This window comes from Marinobacter sp. L-80 (genome assembly GCF_056859395.1).
This window is the reverse complement of the sequence record NZ_JBSXOI010000074.1, coordinates 92,108-111,725: the sequence shown is the minus strand read 5'-3', so window position 1 is coordinate 111,725 and position 19,618 is coordinate 92,108. Positions and strand designations below refer to the sequence as shown.

Below are 19,618 nucleotides of genomic sequence, written 5' to 3'. Positions count from 1 at the left end.
TGCGCTCCTATTTCCGGTCAATCCGGAACTGGTATTTGAATGAATCGCCGCGATAGCAGAGATATTCGAAGTCGATGGGGCGGCCATCCTGGTTGTGGGTCAGTCGTTCCACGCGCAGAATGGCTTCGCCGGCTTTCAGGTTGAGGTGTTGCTGGGTTTCGGCATCAGCCAGTACCGCGTCCAGTCCTATGTCGGCTCCGCCAAGGGGAATGCCGAACAGGTTCTCCAGCATCGGAAAAATGTCGCCGGACAGGTCCAGGCCAAACATCTGTTTGCCGATGTCCATGGGGAAGTAACTGTTGTCAATGCACACGGGGGAGCGGTTGAGGTATCTCACCCGCTTCACTTCCACGCATTCGTCAGTCGGTTCTAGGTCCAGTGCTGCTGCCACGGCTTTCGGGGCCTTCATCTGTTGGATGCTGAGTACCCTTGCCGAAGCCTCGTAGCCTTGTGCGGCCATGGCTTCACCGAAACCCTCCAGGCGCTGTACGTTCTGCACAGCCTTAGGCTTGCTCACAAAGGTGCCCTTACCTTGGGCGCTGAATACCAGGCCTTCGTTATGAAGGTCCCGCAGGGCCTGGCGGATGGTTATCCGGCTTACCCCGTATGTATTCATCATTTCGTTTTCCGACGGCAGTCGCTCGTGCACTTCGTAACTGCCATCCAGAATCTGCCGGCGCAGGCTGTCACGAATCTGGACGTACAATGGCAGCGGCGATTGCCCGGCCATCATCTGGGTCACGTTGTTCATCGCGCAATCTCCCGGTTGTTATGACAGGTCATGGCGAGTTGGGGCGAGTTCAGGCCTGAATAGCGCATGGTTTCACCCCTTTCCGTTCTGCTGTTTGAAAGCGTTGAGGGTTTCTTTGCGGATCAGGTCCAGACACTGGCGCTTAAGGGCCATGAATTCCGGGCTGGTCAGCAGGGACTGCTCCCTGGGCCTTGGCAGGTCAACATCAATATCGGCGATGATCTTTCCCGGGCTGGCGCTCATCACCACAATCCGGTCGGACAGGAACACGGCCTCGTCGATGTCGTGGGTTACAAACACCACGGTGTTGCGGAATTCCCGCCAGATCTCCAGCAGGTTTTCCTGCATCATGATGCGGGTCTGGGCATCCAGTGCGCCGAATGGCTCGTCCATCAGTAACACGCTGGGGTAGTTTGCCAGGGCGCGGGCAATACCCACTCTTTGCTGCATACCGCCTGACAGGGTGTTGGGGTAGGCGTTCTCGAAAGCCGCCAGGCCAACCAGTGACAGGAAAGTGCGGGCAACGCTGTTGGCCTCCTGACTGCCGACACCGGACATCAACGGGCCGAATGCCACGTTTTCTTTGACGGTTTTCCAGGGGAACAGCGAATGCTGCTGGAACACCATGCCGCGATCAGGTCCGGGTTCGGTGACTGCTTCACCGTCCACTTTTACTTCGCCACTGGTCGGTTTGACGAAGCCCGCTATGGTATTCATCAGCGTTGATTTGCCGCACCCGGACGGGCCAAGCAGGCAGATGAATTCGCCGGGGCGAATGGTCAGGCTGGCATCCTGAACGGCGACATGAGGGCCGCTGGCGGTATCGAAGACGATATCCACGTCCCGGACGGAAATCCTGCCCCGTTCGGCACCGGGCTTGCCGGATTTTGCCTGTAGCCGGCTGTGGTCCAGCACCGCCAGGCGGTTGTCGTTTGCAAGGGCCTCGTTCATGACCGGCCTCCTTTGGCTTGCCACTTCAGTAGTGGGTTACAGCCCTTGCGGACCAGAAGGGTACAGAGGGTGCCCAGGCCGCCAATGGTCAGCATGCCGATGATGATCTGCGGGTACTGGATCAGGGTGTAGGAGTTCCAGGTGTAGTAGCCGATGCCATACTGACCACTGATGATTTCCCCGGCCAGCAGCGAGAACCAGGCCACACCCATGCCAATCGCAAGCCCCGCCACAATCGAGGGCATGGCACCTGGTAGAACCACATGCCAGAGGATGGCTGTTCGGCTTGCACCCAGGCTCCGGGCCGCGCGAACCAGCACACTGTTGGTTTGTTCCACACCGTGAACGGTGTTCAGAATCACCGGAAACAGGGCGCCCAGGAAGGTGATGAAGATGATGCTGGACTGTTCGGAAGGCAGCATTAGAATCGCCAGGGGAATCCAGGCTACCGCAGGGATCGGCCGTAACAGCTCGATGTAGGGCATGATAATGTCTTCGGCCCAGCGAGAGCGGCCCATGGCTACACCCAGCAGCACCCCCAGAATGACTGCCAGCCCATAGGCAATGGCGACCCTTTCAAGGCTGTGCAGAATGTGCAGGTAAAACTCCTGGCCGGTCAGTTCTGCCATGAGTGCAGCACCCACAACCGAAGGGGCCGGGATATTGTCGAAATTGATGTAGAAGTTGAAGCTCTGCTTTGACGCCAGTTCCCAGAGGAGAACAGCCACTATCAGAGCGGTGATCCTGACTAGGTAGCGGGGCCCCATGCTTTTGAGCCAGGTAACTGAAACGCCTCGCGGTGCTTCTGTTTTCTGCCCGGCACCCACGGCCGCCGGTGTCGCTTCTTTTGCGGCCTGGCCTGCTACAGCAGAGGCGGTCGCACTCAGAGGCTCGGCGGTGCGAATTGCCGCGTTACTTTTGCTATCCATCGTTCTTGCTCCTCAGATCATTGCCGGGCGGTCGCTTTAGGCGGCCGCCCGGCAAAACATCAGTTCGCCATTGCCACGGCACTTACCGGGGTAACCGGGGTGCCGCCGTTGTCGGCAATGTATTGTTCTGAGTCAGCTTTCTTCAGGAAGGCTACAACTTCACCGTCGTCACCGCGCACCATGAAGGACGCCTTTCCGAAGAGCTTCAGGCCGGTCAGGTTGTCGTAAACGTAGGTTGCGTTGATTTTTTCGCTCGACGTTTCCATGGCTGCCAGCATGTCGGCAATGGAGTCATAGGTAACGATGCCTTTATCGGCGAACCAGATTTCGGCAGGCGCAAATTCAGGATTGTTGGGCTGGGTTTCCATAACCGAATTCACCAGGGCGTCGTAGTCCATGTCCATGGTTTTGTAAGCGGCCCGCAGATGCGAGTCGTCAAGCCAGCCATCGAAATCCAGATCCGGGACGCTCACTTCACGCTGCAGCAGGGCGTGGTCGTACTCCAGTGCGTCTACCCATTCCGGCTTGATGCTGGCTTCAAAGGTGGTGATGCCCCCCTCACTGAAGTACAGGTAGAGCACCTCTTTTTCCACGCCGGTCCACTCGGAAACCTTCACTGCGGCTCGCATAGGGTCGCCCTGGATCCATTTCTGAGCTTCCAGGGTGGCCGTCAGGTAGCCCTCCACCAATTCCGGATACTTATCGGCGAATTCCTTTCGCACCACGGTGCCGTGAAAGGTAGGAATGCCAGCTTCACTGCCGTCGTAGATTTTCCGGCCAGTCTCCCGGAACTCCATGATTTCAGACCAGGGGCAGAAATCGGCATGAGCATCAATCCGGCCGGCCTGTATATTGGCGGCACCAACGGCAGGGCTCTGGTTTACGATCCGGACCTTGTCGCTCAGGCCGGCTTCGCTCAGTGCCTTGAGCGTCATGCCCCAGGCTGCACTGCCCACTGGTACCGAGAGAGTCTTGCCTTCCAGGTCCGCCAGGGTCTGGGTGTCGGAATCAATGGGCACCACGATGCCATTACCGGTGCCGCGCAGGTTGTAACCGGTCACCCCGATAAAGCGGGTTTCCTGCTTACCGGTCTCCTGGAACTTGGCGCCATTTACAATCAGGGGATAATCCCCCATTACGCCGAAATCCAGTTTGCCAGCCAGCATCTGGTTGGTAATGGGTGGCCCGGAATCGTAATCCCGGTAGATGATCTCGTAATCAACGTCTTCGTATTTGCCGGTGCTAGGCAGGTGTTTTTCCAGCAGCTCCAGTTTCTCAAGGATGATGCCGCCGGGAATGGTGTTGGTCACCATGCTCTGGTGGCCGATACCGATACGGATGGTTTCTGCGGAGAGGGCGCCGGTGAATAGCGCTAGTGATCCGCAGAGCGTAATCGCCGTAAGTGTTTTAGAATCTCTCATCGTCTGTTCCTTCCCGTTTTGATTTCACTTGTACTAACAAGTCATGACCCGTAGCGTAGGTGTTGCACCTGCTGTGCCAGAATCAGGAAGTCGGTTTGAAAGCGTTTGTTTTTATTGGCTTTGTGAAAGCAGATCCGCAAGAAATGGCCAAAGAGTGAACAATGGTTCAGCGCTCGTGTTTGGTGCGGGCGGGTCTGGTCGGTGCAAGGAAAGCGCAAAGCGATTTGCCGGTGCTATAACAAGTAGTGCAAGTTCTTTGGCGGAAAATTGAAGAGAGAATTACTATGGCGGAATTTAACGATGAGTTACCGGCACCGTCAGTGATTATGTTCTACTAACGTGGGCCCTTGGTAGATACGCACGACGCCCTGTTCAGCGCCATGGAAGAGATGCGGTCGCAACTGGAATCGTTAGGTCTGGTAGAGCGACCTATACCAGAAGACAAATACCGATCTGCTGATTGGTTTCAGCATGAATTTCGGTATTGCCTGCTTCATTCATCCGCTCCTGCGCCTGCTGGCGTTTCTATGCGGCCATATCAGAAGCAGCCTGCGCTGAAGTTGAAGCGGTGCTACGGGCCCTTGTGTTCTGTCCTAACATCAGCCCCCACTGCTTTGCTGGCGTCTGCGTTTGCCGAACCGCTACCACTGGCGGAAACGCCGTTGCGGGTACTGGCCTGTGCGCTTATATTGGCTTTGACCTCTTCACAGGCATTGGCCGAACCTTCAGCGGCAAACGCGCCGGTTGAAAAGATGGGACTCGTATTTGCGGACTTCGAAGCCCATGGTTTTCAGCTTTACGGCCACGCACAAGTCAACCACCTCTTCCTCACCAGGCGGAATATCCGGATCCAGCGGGTTGGTTGAGTTAGGCTAACCGATGGCCACCATTTCCGTGGTCATGTTGATCCATTCCTGCTCGTTGATCCGGTTGATAAGAGCTGTCTGCAGGGGTTGGCTGAGATTCACCATCATCGCGTTTTCCTCGGTCTGTCAGAAATAGCTGTTTATAATTTTGAGACCCAGCACCAACAGGGTTGAGAGCATCAGCAGCGTCGTCATCACATCAAAGAAAAGATCGGGCAGCCGGTTGGAGATCAGCTGGCCCAGCACTACGCCCGCCAAAGTAGGCAGCAGGTAAACGGTGATCCCGGCAAGCACCGCGTCGGACAGCCCGCTGAGGGCCACTGAAATCACCAGCATCCCGCTGTAGGAGCCCACCATCAGTGCGAACACCGTGGCGCGGACCCGGGCCGGGTTCAGGCCCCGGGATCGCAGGAACACCAGCGCCAGGGGGCCGGGCATGGCCAGAGTGGCGCTCATCACCCCGGATGCCATGCCGTAGAACAGGCTGGCCCGTTCCACTGCCGGCGCCGCGGGTTCCATCACCGCCGGGCTGACGTCCCGTATCAGCACCGTAACGTACCGCACCAGGCTGTAGGCCAGCGCCATCAGTGCTGCCACGCGGATGGCATTGATCGATGCCACCAACAGCAAGGCACTACCCACCACCAGGCCCGCCAGGGTGCCAATGGCCAAGCGGGTCAGCTCGTAGGGCATAATCCGCCGGCGCACAAAGGGGGCAATACCCGCGACAATCAGCAACGTTAGCGCCCCTGTCATCTGGATGGCATCCACCGGCTCATAGTACGCCAGAAGCAATGGCGCAACGATCAGACCGAAGCCCAGACCAGTGGTGATCTGCACCAGGGCGCCGAGAAAACAGACAACCAGAATCAAGGGTTCCATGGACATAGTCGGGCCTTAAACGTCCGCACGCTTTCAGCACAGATGAATTCCATGCATTCACGTTTGATTTCCAGAAACTCAGCCTCAGACGAGATCATTTGATACCGTGACCGGGGCAAGGATTGGCATTGTCCTTCACGATGCGCCTAGGCGCCGTCCAGAATCGTCCGTTCAATCTGAAGGGCGGCGCTACCGGGCTTCATATTCGGGAACTCCGCCAACTCGCAATTGCCGGATCCTTGCCACCAGAGACCCGACCGCCAGCCGAAGACAGTAAGCAACCTTGTCAGTGGCTTGTTCGGTTGTAATGGAAATCAGCTTCGAAAACGCATGCTTGCCAATGCTGGCAGCACTCTCACCGAAGCCTCTGAGAGTTGACACGTCGAACTGGGCTTTAGGCATGGATACAAAGGTGCCTTTACCGTTGATCTTGAAAATCAGGCCATCCGGCTGGAACTGGCTAAGCGCCTGGCGAATAGTGACACGTCTGACGGAGTAATGCTTAATTGTCTGCCGTTCACTGGGCAGTTTCTGGTGGGGCGCATAAGTGCCGTGCAGAATCTTTTGCCAGATGCCCTGCTTCACCTGCTTAAAAAGCGGCATTGGCATCACGCCTGCATCACTCAGTAGCCTTTCCATATCTGCCTCATCACAACTTGTTATAACCAGTTATATTAGCTTTTGCATAGGTTGTGCCAGGCTTCAAATGACACTTTATTTCAATAGGTTGTGAGTTTTCGTATTCTTAGAGGTCGTGAAAAATGCGCTGCTCTGAGACAGAAAGCCGGGCAAAGCACTCTTTATGTGCGACGTTTGGCATCCGGTTTCTTCGGGAAGGCAGGCCTGTCTTAATACGGAATCGGAAATTGTGGTCGTCTGTTGGCCCAGGGGCAGGCGAACTCAAAGGCTGCGGCTGCCCGAAAAATCGCGGTTTCCTTGTTGGTCGGCGCTACTTTAAAAATCCGATTTTAGTTGCACTGCTGATTAGAGTTTTCCACCCGTTGGTTTTTTTGCCAAATACCCTAACGGCGTCAGGTATTCCAATGAATCGGGGGAGGTAATGGCGTAACGCGGCCTGGTAAAAAGGCCTGCTCTGTGGTCAATTCAGTCATTTCTGAACGTTCGCTTTTGTTTAATTGGGTGCAAGGGAAAAGTACCGGCCGAACTGGCGACTCATGTCACAATAACGCGGCTGGGGCGGCAAAAATATGTATATAAGACTACTCACTTAGTTTACCCCTAAAAACTGTCACGTTTTTACTTTCCAAAATTGCAGAGAGACGACGATTTTCGAGCTCCAAGGTCGCGTTTTTGGAAGCGAGTTCATTGCGTTGCTCAGTCAACTCCACGATTTTTTCCCGTAACTGACGGTTCTTGGCGCGCTCTTCTTTGAGTTTCTCGTGTTTCGCATCACGCTGGTTCTGAATTGCTTTATTTGCATTACCCCTGATGCGTTCCATCAAGTCAGGGTAGTCTTTGTGGATCAGGGCACGACTGACTCCGGCCTCCTCAGCCACCGCCGCTACGGAGATTTTTCGCTCCTTCTCCACGACCTTGGGCTGGCCGTTTTCCAGTCGAACAATGGCCAGACGGATACGCTTGTGGGTGTCTGATTCAGATGGCTTGGGCATCAGCCAGTTGCTCCTTGAGGCAGTTGATGTCCACGCCGAGATTGGCTAACACCTTCTCACAGCGTTCCATGGTGCGCTCGACGGTTTTCAAGCCGGAGTCGGTCAGGTCGTCGATCTGACGCAGTTCAATCTGTTGTAGGTAGAGCCCTTCCCAGAACGGTTTGTGGGTATCGTCGATACAGCCGTGCTCACAGCCTTCGCATTGGCCACCGGCGCAGTCCACACCCGTGTCATTGGTACACCAGGCGATGCCTGTGGAGCGTAGGTACACCAGCTCGCTGATGGCCTCGACCATCACCCGCCGATCTTTGTAAGTGCGCACCTCCTCGGTGCGGCTGCGCATCTGACGGATGTGACCGGCCATGCCACCGGACAGCGGCGTATCGGGCTCCAGCCAGTGACCCACAATCGCCTGACGTTTGTGATCAAACGCGGCATAAATTTCGTCGTACAGCTCCAGATCCTGAGCCTCATTCATCACGTACAGGATGGTCATATCGAGGCTCCAGTGCTTGAAGTGATCCCGCAGATACCTTAGATCGCCAAGCTTGTGGTGGACCACGTAGTTGGCGAAGGTGCGCCGGAACTGGTGCGACGACAGCTTCCAGTCCAGCCCAAGAGCCTTCGTGAAGTTTTTTAAGGCCGTATCCAGAGATGCACCACTTAGCCGGGTAAGGCGGTTATTATGGTTCGGCGGGGATTTGGTCAGTCCCACCGCGCCGGAGATCGCCCGTAGACGGGTTATTTCCTGTAGGTCTTCCGCCTCCTGGGCCGCTTCCAACGCTGCTTCCAAGTCATGCTGGAAGGGTGCTGAGAGCCGCTCCAGGACATTCACGGCTTGGATGGCAATCTCGGGGCATAACCAGGAGGTCTTGCCCGCATGGGTTTTGTCCGAGCGGGAGACAAGGAAATAAAATCGCTCGCCGTCCCGAACCTGGCTGTACCAGTCGCCCCGTTGGATCTGGCCCAGTTCATGGGCGCGGATGCCGGTGGTGGCCAGAATGATCACAAAGCACCCGTCTCGCAGGTTGGTCAGCGTTTGTTTGAGGGCTGCCACTCCCCGATCCCAGCCTCGGGTTTTCAGGAAGCGGGTTTTCTCTGTAGATTGGGTAACCGGGAGTTTCGAGCGCGGTTGATAAGCCGCCACAGCATCCCGGTGCGCCAACAGATCGTCGGCTTGGCGGAGCAGTGATTCCGCGTGCTGGAACAGCTGCTTCAGAACGTCATCGGGGATGATCTCAGTTTTGGATTTGCGATCCTGTTTCATTCCAGCCAACGCCGTGGCCGAGCTGTCGGGCCAGGGGTGATCAAAGCCGCTCGCAGTGTCCCGGAGGCCCTGCCAGCAGAGTTCGATCGCAAAAAATTTGTAAAACTTTGTCGTCTCACTCAGCGGTTTTCCCGGCTTGTTGGGCAAGGTCAAACGGCTGACGTATTGCACGTAGCGTAACGCTACCAACGGGGTCACCTGCGCGTGCGAGCGGATGCCCTGACCGTGTAGCCAGTTCAGCCAATGCACCAGGTTTTCGAAGCGAGTTCTGATCGTCCCGTTGGCCAACGAACTCTCCGCCCAAATAGAGCGTGCAATCACGACTTTGGCTTCGGCACGCAGTTGCTCGCCGCTGATCCGCGTGAAGTCCAGCTTACGGTGGCTGTCGCGATGGTTGCCGGTGTCCTTGGATTTGGGCAGCCACCACTGCGGGTCTTCGTAACGTGAGAGCGCGTAGAGTGTGCCCTCGGCCCGGTCCGTGGTCACGATGCCATGCAGCACCTCTCCACCGGGCAAGGCCTTCAACAGCCGTTCGCGGTCGCCCAGCAACTCTGCGCCTGTGATTATGCTCATACCACCATCCTCGCCATGCTGAGGTCTCGCCAGAAGGGGTGGGGGTTGTGTTTGGCCTTTTCCCGTTGCTCGGACACCAGAGTCGCATCAAAGAGAGGAGCAATCTCCTCATCGATCAGACGAATGACTTGCTTAAGGTATTTCGCCCAGCGCCTGCCACCAAAGGTGTCGTAGTTACGCATGGCGGCCCAGTAGAAGCTGAACAGCCGATACAGGTCGTCACCAGTCACCACAAAGCTCTTGCATCGGAAGCAGCCCAGGTAGTCCTGACACGGCTCGCCATTTTTCGGGGCACGGTGCCCTCGACGGACATCCTTACACGACGACACAGGCGTTCGATCACTGGTAATGATCGTCGATGTGCTGAGCATGGCTTCCACGCGGGCTTCGCCCAGGAACCGCATATTCGTTTCGGCTTCGGGCGGCGCTTCCCAGTAGTGGGCGTCGCCGGTTTGAACCGTGTGTCGCCCCGTTCTGGCGGTAATCAACGGGTCCTGCCCTGACAGCTCCCACACGCGATTCAGGAGCGTCTGACGCAATCGACTGACGTTTAAGGCGAGCGGCTTGCCATCGTCTGTTTGAAGCCGGTGTTGGTCGACAAGTCGCTTGATATTCCTCTGCAAAATTGACGGCGTAAGTCGGCAAGGTTTTCCCGCCGTAGTTCCACCACTGCTCTCGTAGACCAGCAGCCGATGTGGGTCATCGAACTGGGCGCGTATCGCGGCGTTCCTCGTATCGATCAAATCAATGGCATCGGCGGCATAGAGATGGATACTGGCCATCTCGGCCACTTCCTCCGACTTCCGGAGGGCTACCACGTGCGTGGATCTGCCACGGCGTTTAAAGCTCACGAGCAGGCGCAGGTTGGCTTTGAGCGGGTGGGGCTGCACACAATCCGCGGTCAACTCCAAGATGGGCGTCGCGTTCATGCCGGTGGACAGCGCGATGGAAAGGACGCACACGGTCAAATCGTAGTTGGTCAGCGGCTCCGAATGAGCCACGATGCGTTCCATCTCGATCCTTAACGCTTTGATCAGAAACCGCTTCTCGTTCTTGGTCAGGGCTTTCTGACTCTTAGTTCGCTTATTGAGGTTCGGGAATGGATTGCGAGGCCAGACGGTTGCCATGTTCGCCTCCGGCCAGAAGCCGAACCGATGACAGGCCCTGAGCAGAGATTTGGTAGTAGTGAAGTAGTTCTTCTGAGCCCCGTAGTCGGTGGGTTCGTTTCTCAGGTACTGGAGAAATTGTTTGATGGTGTCGGCGTTCAGATCCGCCATGGTCAGGCGTTCACCGCTGGCTGCGTGAAGCAGCGACAGGAAGGGCGCAAAGTAACGAAAGCCAGAGCTCCAGTAACCCACAATCGTGGTCGGGCTGAGGGACTTCCCCTTCGTTTTGACGCTCTCGGCAACCAGCTTTTCGAGGGTGCGCTGGCAGGCCGCGGTGATGTCGTCAAAGCCCTGACCGTAAAACGGACTGACGTCTGCGGATCGCCTGTTTGATGTGTTTTCGGGAAAGGCAACGACGGTGTTCGCCGGTTTTGAAACAGGCGCCTGATCAACCGTGGTTGTTGTCGCCTCGGTCGCCGACTCGCCAGCGTCCTGAACCTCAATCTCACGCTCCTCTATCGTGAAATCCTTTTTCATGCGCAGGCTGCCTCCCTCGCTGTTTCTTCAATTTCTTCCTGATACCTGGTGCGCAGATCGTCTTCGATGTCGTCGAGGAAATGCAGGTATTTTTCCGTGGTCGTGATGCTGCTGTGGCCCAGCCGATCCCGCACATAGATCAAAGGATTGAACGTCGTGCTCTTGCGAGACATCAGCGATTTCAAGGTGTGCGTCGCATAGGTGTGACGCAGGATGTGAGGATGGCAGGCGAACGACAGGTCCAATCGGTTCAGTGAATTATTGAGCGAAGTTGGAATGCTCCAGGGTTTGCCCTTGGCCGTTACGAAGAGGGTTTTCGGCTCTGTCCCGTATCTTCGGATCGTTTCATGACGTTCGTGAATCACGTAATCCCAGAGGTCGGCCATCAAGGAAATCGGGATATGAATCGTCCGTGGCTTGCCGCCCTTGGTGCTCATCTGTTGGGGATCAAGCTCAACCACTACATGACTTCGAGCAGAAATCGATTGGGGCGCTGACACACAAGTGACTGGAAACGTTAGCAACTCTTCTTTGCGCAAACCGGTTAGCAAAGCCAGTCGAACGATCAATCGAAGCGTCTTGTTCTTGATGGTTTTCAGCAGTTCATCGACCTGCTCTTTGTTGAGAACTTTGATCTTGGTTGGTGAGGTTTTCAGCAGCACATCAGGTTTAACGGCATACCCTCCCGATGTGTCCGTGTGTGCCAAGAAACCCTTGGGCTGCCGGACTCTTACCGTCTCAAGGTCATAAGGCAGAGTGCCTACCCAACCTTGCTTCAGAGCAAATTGATAGAACTTGATGACCAGATGCAGTCGACGGTTTACCGTGGAGGCACTGAGGTTAAATCGATCAAAGGAAACATCCCGATACAGGGCTAGCAGCGTTTCGTGGTTTCGGTGATCAAGCTCTCGCCAATCAAACCCATTGGCTTCGATGAATTCAAAGTAGTCACACAAGTCTCTTCCGAATGTTTCCCAACTGCCCCGACTTTGGACGCTTCCACGTTTTAAGCAGTGATGAACGAGAAACTCCATTCCTTCGACAAACACATCATGGTTGCCTTTAAGAAGAATGGGGAACCCTTGATAAGAATGGCCCCTGACCCCAAACTCTGAAGTAGATAAAAGGAACTCCACCATTAACCCTCTAATACTGTATTTTTAATCAGTATATCTGGTTTCTGATTGAGTTCAATTAAGGGTTACATGTTCTGTAGCACAAAACATTACATAGTACCTGTTAAAGTGAAATTGAACGCGTATACCCGGAGGCCCGGGGCGCCTGTGGGAGAGGTCCTTCCAAAACTGTCTGTCGCCATGGATGGCGACAGTCAAGCGTCACATGGGTGAGGCTGAGCGTTTATGAAGCAAAGCTTCATGCTTCAGCCGAACGACTGCAATCTATGATTGCAGGCCGGACCCCGGAGGGGTGCCGCCAGGAGCGTGTTTTGGAAGGACCTCTCCCACAGGTGCCAGCCCCATAGAATTAAGAAACCAAACTACCCAAGATTCGACGAACTGAGAAGGGGACCTATGAATAACCCGTTACTGACTGACGACCTGTTGCCGAAGTTTGACCATGTTCGCACCGAGCACATGGAAACGGCAATTGACCAGATTCTCAGTGAAAACCGGATGAAAATCAGCCAGCTCGCGGAGCAGGACGATCCCACCTGGGAGACCCTGGCGCAGCCGATGCAGGCGCTGGACGACAAGCTGAGCAATGCCTGGTCGGTGATTTCACACCTCAACGGCGTGATGAACAACGACGAACTGCGCAAGGTGTACAAGAACTGCCTGGAGAAGCTCACCGAGTACAGCACCGAGGTGAGCCAGAACGCGGCCCTCTGCGACGCCTACAAGAAGCTGGCCGAGCGAGACGATTTCAAGAACCTGAGCGAAGCCCAGCGCAAGTCTGTGGAAAACACCCTCCGGGATTTCCATCTGGGTGGTGTCGACCTGCCGGAAGACAAGAAAAAGCAGTATGCCGAGTTGTCCCGGGAGCTGTCCGAGCTGTCCAACAAGTTCAGCGATAACGTGCTGGATGCTACCCAGCACTGGTTCAAGCACATTACCGATGTTGATGAGCTGGCCGGTGTTCCCGAAACCGCCATTGAGAGCGCCAAGCAGGCCGCCCGCCAGAAAGAGCTGGAAGGCTATGTGATCACCCTGGATTTCCCCAGCTTCTTTCCGGTCATGACCTACTGTGACAACCGGGATCTGCGCCGGGAAGTCTATGAAGCCTTTGTGACCCGCGCCTCCGACCAGGGCCCGGATGCCGGCCAGTGGGACAACACCCCGGTGATGGCGGAGATCCTCAAGCGCCGCCACGCCCAGGCCAAGCTGCTGGGCTTTGACAATTACGCCGAGCGCTCTCTGGCCACCAAGATGGCCCGCAGCAGCGACGAAGTGCTGGACTTCCTGAACCAGCTGGCGGCCAAGTCCAAGCCCCAGGCCGAAAAAGAATTTGCCGAACTCAGGGCGTTCGCGAAAGACGAGTACGGCGCCGAGGAACTGCAGGCCTGGGATATCGGCTATTACAGCGAAAAGCTTCGCCAGAAGCGCTACGACATCTCTCCGGAAACCCTGCGTCCCTGGTTCCCGGTGAACAAGGTGGTGCCCGGACTGTTCCGTGTCGCTGAAAAGCTGTTCGATATCCAGATTGAAGCGAAGCCGGAAGTGGAAACCTGGCACGAGGATGCGACTGCCTACTGTATCAGTCGCAACGGTGAGCCCCTGGCCTGGTTCTATCTCGACCTCTATGCCCGCCAAGGCAAACGTGGCGGTGCCTGGATGGCCGATTGCAGGGTGCGCTGGCGCAACCTGCGTGGCCAGCTCCAGTTGCCGGTAGCCTTCCTGACCTGCAACTTCACACCGCCGGTCAGCGGCAAGCCGTCACTGCTGACCCACGATGAGGTCACCACCCTGTTCCACGAATTCGGCCACGGCCTGCATCACATGCTGACCCAGGTGGACGTGCTGGATGTGTCCGGCATCAACGGTGTCGCCTGGGACGCCGTCGAGCTGCCCAGCCAGTTCCTGGAAAACTGGTGCTGGAATCCGGAATCCCTGGGCCTGATCGCCTCGCACCACGAAACCGGTGAGCCGCTGCCGGAAGATCTGCTGCAGAAACTGCTGGCGGCCAAGAACTTCCAGTCCGGCATGGGCATGGTGCGCCAGCTCGAATTTTCACTGTTCGACTTCCGCCTGCACGCGGAATTCACCGACGAAGCGCCCACCAACCCGCTGGATATGCATCGCAAGGTGCGAAGCGAGATTGCCGTGGTGGAAGCCCCGGAATTCAACCGCTTCCCCAACTCCTTCTCGCACATCTTTGCCGGTGGCTATGCGGCTGGCTACTACAGCTACAAGTGGGCGGAAGTGCTGGCGGCCGATGCCTTCTCACTGTTCGAGGAAAAAGGTATCTTCGACCCGGAAACCGGCAAGGCCTTCCTCCATAATATTCTGGAGAAAGGCGGCTCACAGGAGCCGATGGAATTGTTCAAGGCCTTCCGGGGTCGCGAACCGCAGGTGGATGCGCTACTGAAACAAACCGGCATCACGGACGAAGCGGCCTGACCCAATTTGAGCCGGCAGTCGTAAAGGCTGCCGGTTGTTCCAAACGGGAGTATTTATATGGCGAGTCCAAAACGTTTTATCGCCGGCGCCGTCTGTCCTCGCTGCGCGGAGATGGACAAGATCATGATGTTCACCACCGACGACGATGACCAGGTTCGCGAGTGCGTGGCCTGTGGCTTCACCGATGCAGTGTCTGACGCCGAACAGCCGTCCAACCCCGAGCTTGAGACGCGGGTGAACAAGCGCAAGAACGAGGACGATCACACGGTCAAGCAGGTCGTGTTCTTCAAGTCTTCTGCCGACGACGAGTAAGCTGTTCTTCCTAGCCTGCAGGTTTGCGGGCGGAGAGGCCATGGGAATGCTTTTCTTCTGGGGAAAAGCAACTCGCTTCGCTCAGACATCTTTTCCCCGCCAGAAAAGCACACCCACACCCTCTCGATCTGACTCAAAAGATATCTCTTTAAGGCAAATTCTTTTCAGCGATATCTGATGGTTTCTATGTGAGGGGGCCGGGATATTTTTCCCGCCGGAAATTGATGTCTGAGCGCAGCGAGTTGCCATTTCCAAGGGAAAAATATCCCGGCCCCCTCGCAACTCCCCTCAACAAGCAGGCTACAGAAAAACCTCCCAGCTCAAAGAACCATAGCCGCCAACCACCCAAAGCCAAGCAGCGGCAAATTGTAGTGCAGGAACGTCGGCACCACGGTATCCCAGATGTGGTTGTGCTGGCCGTCGGCGTTCAGGCCGGCGGTGGGGCCGAGGGTGGAGTCGGAGGCCGGGGAACCGGCATCCCCCAGGGCGCCGGCGGTGCCGACCAGGGCCACGATGGCCAGGGGGCTGAAACCCAACTGCAGGGCCAGGGGCACGTACAGGGCCGCGATAATGGGGATGGTCGAGAAGGACGAACCGATACCCATGGTGATCAGCAGACCCACCACCAGCATCAGCAGCGCCGCCATGGCCTTGTTCTCGCCGATGGTCGCCACGGAGCTGTCCACCAGGGCGGCAATTTCACCGGTTTCCCGCATCACTTCGGCAAAACCAGACGCGGCGATCATGATGAAACCGATCATCGCCAGCATCTTCATGCCCTCGGTGAACAGGTCGTCGGCCTCCTTCCAGCGCACCACACCAGACAGGTTGAAGAGCACGAACCCGGCCAGGGCGCCCAGGATCATCGAGCCAAGCCAGAGCTGCACTACAAAGGCGGTGACGATGGCCAACAGAGCCATAACCAGGGTGCGGGGGCTATAGCTGGTGTCTACCCGTTCGGCTTTGGTGATGGTTTCCAGGTTGTAGGTGCGGCCACTGCGGTAGCTGAAAAAGACCGCGATCAGCAAGCCGCACAGCATGCCCAGTGCCGGCAGGGCCATGGCTTTCATGACGCTCAGGCCGGAGGCATCGACGCCGTTGGCGTTGATCTTGGCGATCAGGATCTCGTTCAGGTAAATGCCGCCAAAGCCGACGGGCAAAAACATGTAGGGTGTAATCAGGCCGAAGGTCAGCACACAGGCAACCATGCGGCGGTCCATGTTCAGTTTTGCCATCACGTACAGCAGCGGCGGTACTACCAACGGTATGAAGGCAATGTGGATCGGCAGGATATTCTGGGACGAGATGGCAATGGCCAGCAGCAGGCCAATGATCAGGAAGCGGATGCCGTTAACGGCGGCGCCTTCTTCCTGGCGACCGACCAGGGCCAGGGCCTTGTCGGCCAGGGCGTGGGCCAGGCCGGACTTGCCGATGGCAACGGCGAAAGCACCGAGGGTGGCATAGGACAGTGCCACGGTGGCACCGCCGCCCAGGCCGCTATTGAAGGCTTCGATGGTGGCTTCCAGGGACATTCCTGCAATCAGGCCGCCGGATACGGCACCGATGATGAGGGCAACAACAACGTGAATGCGGCACAAACTCAGGACGAGCATGATGGCAACCGCAGCAACAACGGCATTCATGGCAAAACTCCGGGTAGGAATTAATGGTTTGTCCGGCCCCTTGTGGGGACCGGCATCATGAAAAGCGCGGTAATGTGCAGGAAATGGTCGCGGTAGTCAAAGCGGTTGTGTAACGGTCAGGCTTCATCAAGGCGGGCAAAGCGGGGGACCTGTTCGCCGGCCATTTCCACGGTTTCCCGGAACATGGTCAGCGGGCGTACCCAGAGGCTGTAATCACCGTACAGGCAGCGATAAACCACCATCTGTTCTTCAGTTTCACTGTGCCGGGCGATCCCGAGTACTTCGTAATCCTTGCCCTTATAGTGCCGGTAACGGCCAGGGCGTATGTCGTTCTTGCGTTCGGTCATTCTCGGCCTCGATGGTTTCAGGCTATGCTGGCCTTGCAGTTATAGAGGACGCAGCACGCGCAACCGTCTAAAATGGAAGCAACTGCAAGGATGCAAAAAGACTCAGTCAGGGCCTGAAAGTGTAGAACACCAGGAAGGGCCCGGAAACCGGAAACCGCTATGATGCGGCAGTTATCCTGCATCCTTCTGATTTTTCTGTCGCTGGCATGCCTGGCCAGCGCGCCTGTTCAGGCCGCTCCCGTAGCCTTTGACTGGCTGGAAGCGCCCGCCGATGAGCTGGCACTCGAAGACGTTCGCGCCCTGCCCCCGGGCGCCTGGCAGAGGTTTGGCTCAAATGAGGTTTTTAATCGCGGGTTCAGCGATGGCAGTTTCTGGCTGAGAGTCGAGATTCCGCCAGAGCCGGTGAACCGGGTTCTGGAAATCGGCTATCCGTTGCTGGACGAGGTGTCCGTGCACTGGGTGGTTGATGGCGAGCTGATCCAGACCCACCATACGGGCGATACCCTCCCGTTCAGCAGTCGCCCGATTTATCACCGCAATTTCGTCTTCCTGGTACCGTCGAATACCGATACGGCGACCGCCTTTGTGCGCGTGCAAACGCTCGGGTCGGTACAGATTCCCGTGGCAGTCACGCCTTCGGCCGAATTCCTGGCCAATGAGCAGCTGTCTTACGGCTGGCAGACGATGTTTCTGGGTATCATCGCTGCGATGGCGCTCTACAATCTGTTTCTGTTTGTCATCGTGCGCCATTCCACCTACTTCTGGTACGTGCTGACGGTTGTGTTTACCGGGCTGGTTCAGCTCAACTTCAATGGTGTGCTCTTCCAGTGGCTGTGGCCGAATGCCCCGGGTATCAACCGGTATTTCACCATTCCGGTTATCTGTTTCGCTCTGTTCTCCGCCATTATCTTCGCCATCCGTTTTCTCAATATCCGGTCCTACAGCCTCAGAAGTTACCGCTTCCTGCAGTGGATTCTGGCCGCCATTTCTGCCAGCTTCGTCTTTACTCTTTTTGGCAGTTACCAGACGGGGATTGTCCTGGTCAGCGCGATTGCGGCAGTGGTCACTCCCGCGGTCTGGTTCATCGGTTTCCTGGTCTGGCGGAAAGGTCAGGTATTGGGCGGTTTCTACGTTCTGGCCTGGACGCCATTGCTGATCGGCCATCTGATTCTCGCGGTCAGCAAGCTTGGCATCATGCCCCGCAGTTTCCTGACCGAGTTCATGCCTCAGATCGGCGTGGCCCTGGAGGTGGTTCTGCTTTCCTTTGCGCTTGCCTACCGGATCAACCTGGAACGTCGCAAGCGCCATGAGGCCCAGGAGCAGGCGCTGGCGATCCAGCAGCAGGCCAACCTGACCCTGGAGATGCGGGTTCAGGCGCGCACCGACGAACTGGAACGGGCCAATGAGCAGCTCAAGGCGATCAGCCTCACCGACGGTCTGACCCATGTGGCCAACCGGCGTCGGTTCGATGAAAAACTCAACGATGAGTGGCGACGGGCCCAGAGACACGGTCACCCGTTGAGCCTGTTGATGCTGGATATTGATCACTTCAAGCGGGTAAACGACGAGCTGGGACACCTGGTTGGCGACGATTGCCTGACCGCGGTGGCCGCCTTGTGCGTCGCAGAAGTGCAGCGTTCCGGGGATCTGTTGGCCCGCTATGGCGGCGAGGAATTCAGCATCCTGCTACCAGCCACGCCTGAGGAGGGAGCGGTTCGGGTGGCCGAGCGAGTGCGTCAGGCGGTGGCCCGTTCCCCGGTGCATTCCGGGGAACGGGTGGCTCCGGTCAGTCTTACCATCAGTGTGGGCGTGGCGTGCCTGGTGCCAGGGCCAGATATGGAGCCCCAGGAGCTCATCCGTCAGGCCGATGAGGCGCTATACGCGGCCAAGGAGTCTGGCCGTAACCGGGTTATGGTGGCGCGGGATTTCAGGGCGGCGAGCGCACCTGGTGCCTGAGGTCTCCCGGATCTTCAGTTCTTCAGTTTGTACCGCCCTGGTCCGAGGAATATCACTGCAACTGCTGTAAAGAGGAAGAAGCCCTGCAGCTCCAGCGCCCAGCCGCCGCTGCGCCCAAGGCTCAGGAGTTCGTTGCCGTGAACCAGGATGATGGCAAACAGCATGTTGAAAATAATCAGCAGCGCACCGATCCGGGTCTGATACCCAAGGATGACCATCAGCGGCGCGATGATCTCACCCACGTACACCCCGTAGGCGAGGAAGGTTGGCAGGCCGTGGCTGGCCAGCTCCCCTTCAATGAAGCCGATGCCGTTGAGCAGCTTGGCAATGCCATGGAACAGCATCAGGCCGCCCAGGGTCAGGCGGATAATCAGTTTTCCCAGATCAGCGTTTTCGAGCAAGGTACAGGTCTCCGTTCTACAGATTGCGAATGTCAGGGTAAAGCGGCAGCAGTTGTTTGATCAGTCGGTTCTGGGCGCCGGTTGGGATATCGTTCTGTTCCATGGCCAGAATCAGGTTCTCGGCCAGGGCATTGAACTGGGTGTCCGTGATGTCCATGTCAGAGTGCAGTTCACGCATCTCTCGCCCGGTATAGCTGCAGGGCCCACCGCTGAGCTCGCACAACTGATCCGTGAGGTTCTGGTGAAACCGGGCGACATCCATGCCTTTGAACTGTTGGTTGATGCGTTCGTCCTCGACGATCAGGTAGAGCAGGTCCTCCACCACGTTTTCAATGCCTTCACGTTCACCGAGCTGTTGATATAGGGAATCATCGGGTTTGTTGTTCAGACTCTGGCAGCCACCTAGAACCAGTGCGATCGCTGACAACAGGGCGACGAACAGGGGTTTCAGGTTCAGGTTGGTCATG

At 56.9% G+C, this 19,618-nt stretch carries 18 protein-coding genes; 4 read left to right on the top strand and 14 right to left on the bottom strand.

The genetic code is table 11. The annotated features are described in order from the left end of the window. Positions 1-7: 7 nt before the first annotated feature. From AC13E3_RS16535 to AC13E3_RS16520, 4 genes are all read right to left on the bottom strand, one after another. Positions 8-751 carry a GntR family transcriptional regulator gene (locus AC13E3_RS16535; protein ID WP_482902239.1) on the bottom strand — a complete coding sequence of 248 codons (744 nt, stop codon included), beginning with the start codon at positions 749-751 and terminating at the stop codon, positions 8-10. A 72-nt stretch (positions 752-823) separates the two neighbouring features. Beyond that, positions 824-1,702 carry an ABC transporter ATP-binding protein gene (locus AC13E3_RS16530; RefSeq protein WP_482902238.1) on the bottom strand — a complete coding sequence of 293 codons (879 nt, stop codon included), beginning with the start codon at positions 1,700-1,702 and terminating at the stop codon, positions 824-826. Next, positions 1,699-2,469 carry an ABC transporter permease gene (locus AC13E3_RS16525; protein ID WP_482902268.1) on the bottom strand — a complete coding sequence of 257 codons (771 nt, stop codon included), beginning with the start codon at positions 2,467-2,469 and terminating at the stop codon, positions 1,699-1,701. Before AC13E3_RS16525 ends, AC13E3_RS16530 begins: the two co-directional genes overlap by 4 nt. Before the next feature lie 221 nt (positions 2,470-2,690). Further along, entirely contained in the window at positions 2,691-4,052 is a 1,362-nt protein-coding gene (locus AC13E3_RS16520; protein ID WP_482902237.1) for an ABC transporter substrate-binding protein, read from the bottom strand. 347 nt (positions 4,053-4,399) lie between these two features. Here AC13E3_RS16520 and AC13E3_RS16515 point away from each other — a divergent pair, with 347 nt between their 5' ends. Beyond that, complete coding sequence (locus AC13E3_RS16515) at positions 4,400-4,918, top strand: hypothetical protein (protein ID WP_482902236.1); 519 nt, start codon at positions 4,400-4,402, stop codon at positions 4,916-4,918. A 126-nt stretch (positions 4,919-5,044) separates the two neighbouring features. Here the strand turns inward: AC13E3_RS16515 and AC13E3_RS16510 are convergent, their stop codons facing one another. The 6 genes from AC13E3_RS16510 to AC13E3_RS16485 form a co-directional block, all read right to left on the bottom strand. Continuing rightward, positions 5,045-5,806 (bottom strand): TSUP family transporter, encoded by a 762-nt coding sequence (locus AC13E3_RS16510; RefSeq protein ID WP_482902235.1) that lies wholly within the window; start codon positions 5,804-5,806, stop codon positions 5,045-5,047. A gap of 183 nt (positions 5,807-5,989) precedes the next feature. Next, positions 5,990-6,403, bottom strand: coding sequence for a GntR family transcriptional regulator (locus tag AC13E3_RS16505; RefSeq protein WP_482902234.1), 414 nt, complete (start codon positions 6,401-6,403; stop codon positions 5,990-5,992). A 617-nt stretch (positions 6,404-7,020) separates the two neighbouring features. After that, positions 7,021-7,431 carry a DUF6262 family protein gene (locus AC13E3_RS16500; protein WP_482902233.1) on the bottom strand — a complete coding sequence of 137 codons (411 nt, stop codon included), beginning with the start codon at positions 7,429-7,431 and terminating at the stop codon, positions 7,021-7,023. After that, positions 7,415-9,271, bottom strand: a complete 1,857-nt coding sequence (locus tag AC13E3_RS16495; protein WP_482902232.1) for a hypothetical protein — start codon at positions 9,269-9,271, stop codon at positions 7,415-7,417. The genes AC13E3_RS16500 and AC13E3_RS16495 overlap by 17 nt, the downstream gene beginning before the upstream one ends. Further along, the gene (locus tag AC13E3_RS16490) at positions 9,268-10,914 is read right to left on the bottom strand and encodes a hypothetical protein (RefSeq protein ID WP_482902231.1); all 1,647 of its coding nucleotides are present in this window, start codon (positions 10,912-10,914) and stop codon (positions 9,268-9,270) included. Before AC13E3_RS16490 ends, AC13E3_RS16495 begins: the two co-directional genes overlap by 4 nt. Continuing rightward, positions 10,911-11,963 carry a tyrosine-type recombinase/integrase gene (locus AC13E3_RS16485; RefSeq protein ID WP_482902230.1) on the bottom strand — a complete coding sequence of 351 codons (1,053 nt, stop codon included), beginning with the start codon at positions 11,961-11,963 and terminating at the stop codon, positions 10,911-10,913. Before AC13E3_RS16485 ends, AC13E3_RS16490 begins: the two co-directional genes overlap by 4 nt. A 483-nt stretch (positions 11,964-12,446) precedes the next feature. Between AC13E3_RS16485 and prlC the strand changes: the two genes are divergently transcribed. Both prlC and AC13E3_RS16475 read left to right on the top strand, forming a co-directional pair. Continuing rightward, positions 12,447-14,492 carry an oligopeptidase A gene (prlC, locus tag AC13E3_RS16480; protein WP_482902229.1) on the top strand — a complete coding sequence of 682 codons (2,046 nt, stop codon included), beginning with the start codon at positions 12,447-12,449 and terminating at the stop codon, positions 14,490-14,492. Between the two features lie 57 nt (positions 14,493-14,549). After that, the gene (locus AC13E3_RS16475; protein ID WP_041645867.1) at positions 14,550-14,804 is read left to right on the top strand and encodes a YheV family putative zinc ribbon protein; all 255 of its coding nucleotides are present in this window, start codon (positions 14,550-14,552) and stop codon (positions 14,802-14,804) included. A gap of 320 nt (positions 14,805-15,124) precedes the next feature. On the opposite strand, the gene AC13E3_RS16470 is transcribed toward AC13E3_RS16475, so the two are convergent. Beyond that, positions 15,125-16,447, bottom strand: coding sequence for a Na+/H+ antiporter family protein (locus AC13E3_RS16470; protein ID WP_104270378.1), 1,323 nt, complete (start codon positions 16,445-16,447; stop codon positions 15,125-15,127). A 116-nt stretch (positions 16,448-16,563) separates the two neighbouring features. Then, positions 16,564-16,794 (bottom strand): DUF1653 domain-containing protein, encoded by a 231-nt coding sequence (locus AC13E3_RS16465; RefSeq protein ID WP_104270379.1) that lies wholly within the window; start codon positions 16,792-16,794, stop codon positions 16,564-16,566. A gap of 159 nt (positions 16,795-16,953) precedes the next feature. On the opposite strand from AC13E3_RS16465, the gene AC13E3_RS16460 reads away from it, so the two are divergent. After that, a complete protein-coding gene (locus AC13E3_RS16460; RefSeq protein ID WP_199185491.1) occupies positions 16,954-18,750 on the top strand; it encodes a sensor domain-containing diguanylate cyclase in 1,797 nt (598 codons plus the stop codon). A gap of 14 nt (positions 18,751-18,764) precedes the next feature. Here AC13E3_RS16460 and AC13E3_RS16455 read toward each other — a convergent pair whose 3' ends face one another. Further along, a complete protein-coding gene (locus AC13E3_RS16455; protein WP_008176705.1) occupies positions 18,765-19,151 on the bottom strand; it encodes a DoxX family protein in 387 nt (128 codons plus the stop codon). Between the two features lie 16 nt (positions 19,152-19,167). Continuing rightward, a complete protein-coding gene (locus tag AC13E3_RS16450) occupies positions 19,168-19,617 on the bottom strand; it encodes a group I truncated hemoglobin (RefSeq protein WP_405417787.1) in 450 nt (149 codons plus the stop codon). Position 19,618 lies beyond the last annotated feature (1 nt).

Excerpts from the sequence above, each read along its gene's own strand:
- AC13E3_RS16495 (WP_482902232.1), bottom strand. The coding sequence starts at position 9,271 with ATGAGCATAATCACAGGCGCAGAGTTGCTGGGCGACCGCGAACGGCTG.
- AC13E3_RS16510 (WP_482902235.1), bottom strand. The coding sequence starts at position 5,806 with ATGTCCATGGAACCCTTGATTCTGGTTGTCTGTTTTCTCGGCGCCCTG.
- AC13E3_RS16525 (WP_482902268.1), bottom strand. The coding sequence starts at position 2,469 with ATGGGGCCCCGCTACCTAGTCAGGATCACCGCTCTGATAGTGGCTGTT.
- AC13E3_RS16450 (WP_405417787.1), bottom strand. The coding sequence starts at position 19,617 with ATGACCAACCTGAACCTGAAACCCCTGTTCGTCGCCCTGTTGTCAGCG.
- prlC (WP_482902229.1), top strand. The coding sequence starts at position 12,447 with ATGAATAACCCGTTACTGACTGACGACCTGTTGCCGAAGTTTGACCAT.
- AC13E3_RS16535 (WP_482902239.1), bottom strand. The coding sequence starts at position 751 with ATGAACAACGTGACCCAGATGATGGCCGGGCAATCGCCGCTGCCATTG.
- AC13E3_RS16460 (WP_199185491.1), top strand. The coding sequence starts at position 16,954 with ATGATGCGGCAGTTATCCTGCATCCTTCTGATTTTTCTGTCGCTGGCA.
- AC13E3_RS16490 (WP_482902231.1), bottom strand. The coding sequence starts at position 10,914 with ATGAAAAAGGATTTCACGATAGAGGAGCGTGAGATTGAGGTTCAGGAC.
- AC13E3_RS16530 (WP_482902238.1), bottom strand. The coding sequence starts at position 1,702 with ATGAACGAGGCCCTTGCAAACGACAACCGCCTGGCGGTGCTGGACCAC.
- AC13E3_RS16475 (WP_041645867.1), top strand. The coding sequence starts at position 14,550 with ATGGCGAGTCCAAAACGTTTTATCGCCGGCGCCGTCTGTCCTCGCTGC.
- AC13E3_RS16465 (WP_104270379.1), bottom strand. The coding sequence starts at position 16,794 with ATGACCGAACGCAAGAACGACATACGCCCTGGCCGTTACCGGCACTAT.
- AC13E3_RS16520 (WP_482902237.1), bottom strand. The coding sequence starts at position 4,052 with ATGAGAGATTCTAAAACACTTACGGCGATTACGCTCTGCGGATCACTA.
- AC13E3_RS16500 (WP_482902233.1), bottom strand. The coding sequence starts at position 7,431 with ATGCCCAAGCCATCTGAATCAGACACCCACAAGCGTATCCGTCTGGCC.
- AC13E3_RS16505 (WP_482902234.1), bottom strand. The coding sequence starts at position 6,403 with ATGCCGCTTTTTAAGCAGGTGAAGCAGGGCATCTGGCAAAAGATTCTG.
- AC13E3_RS16470 (WP_104270378.1), bottom strand. The coding sequence starts at position 16,447 with ATGAATGCCGTTGTTGCTGCGGTTGCCATCATGCTCGTCCTGAGTTTG.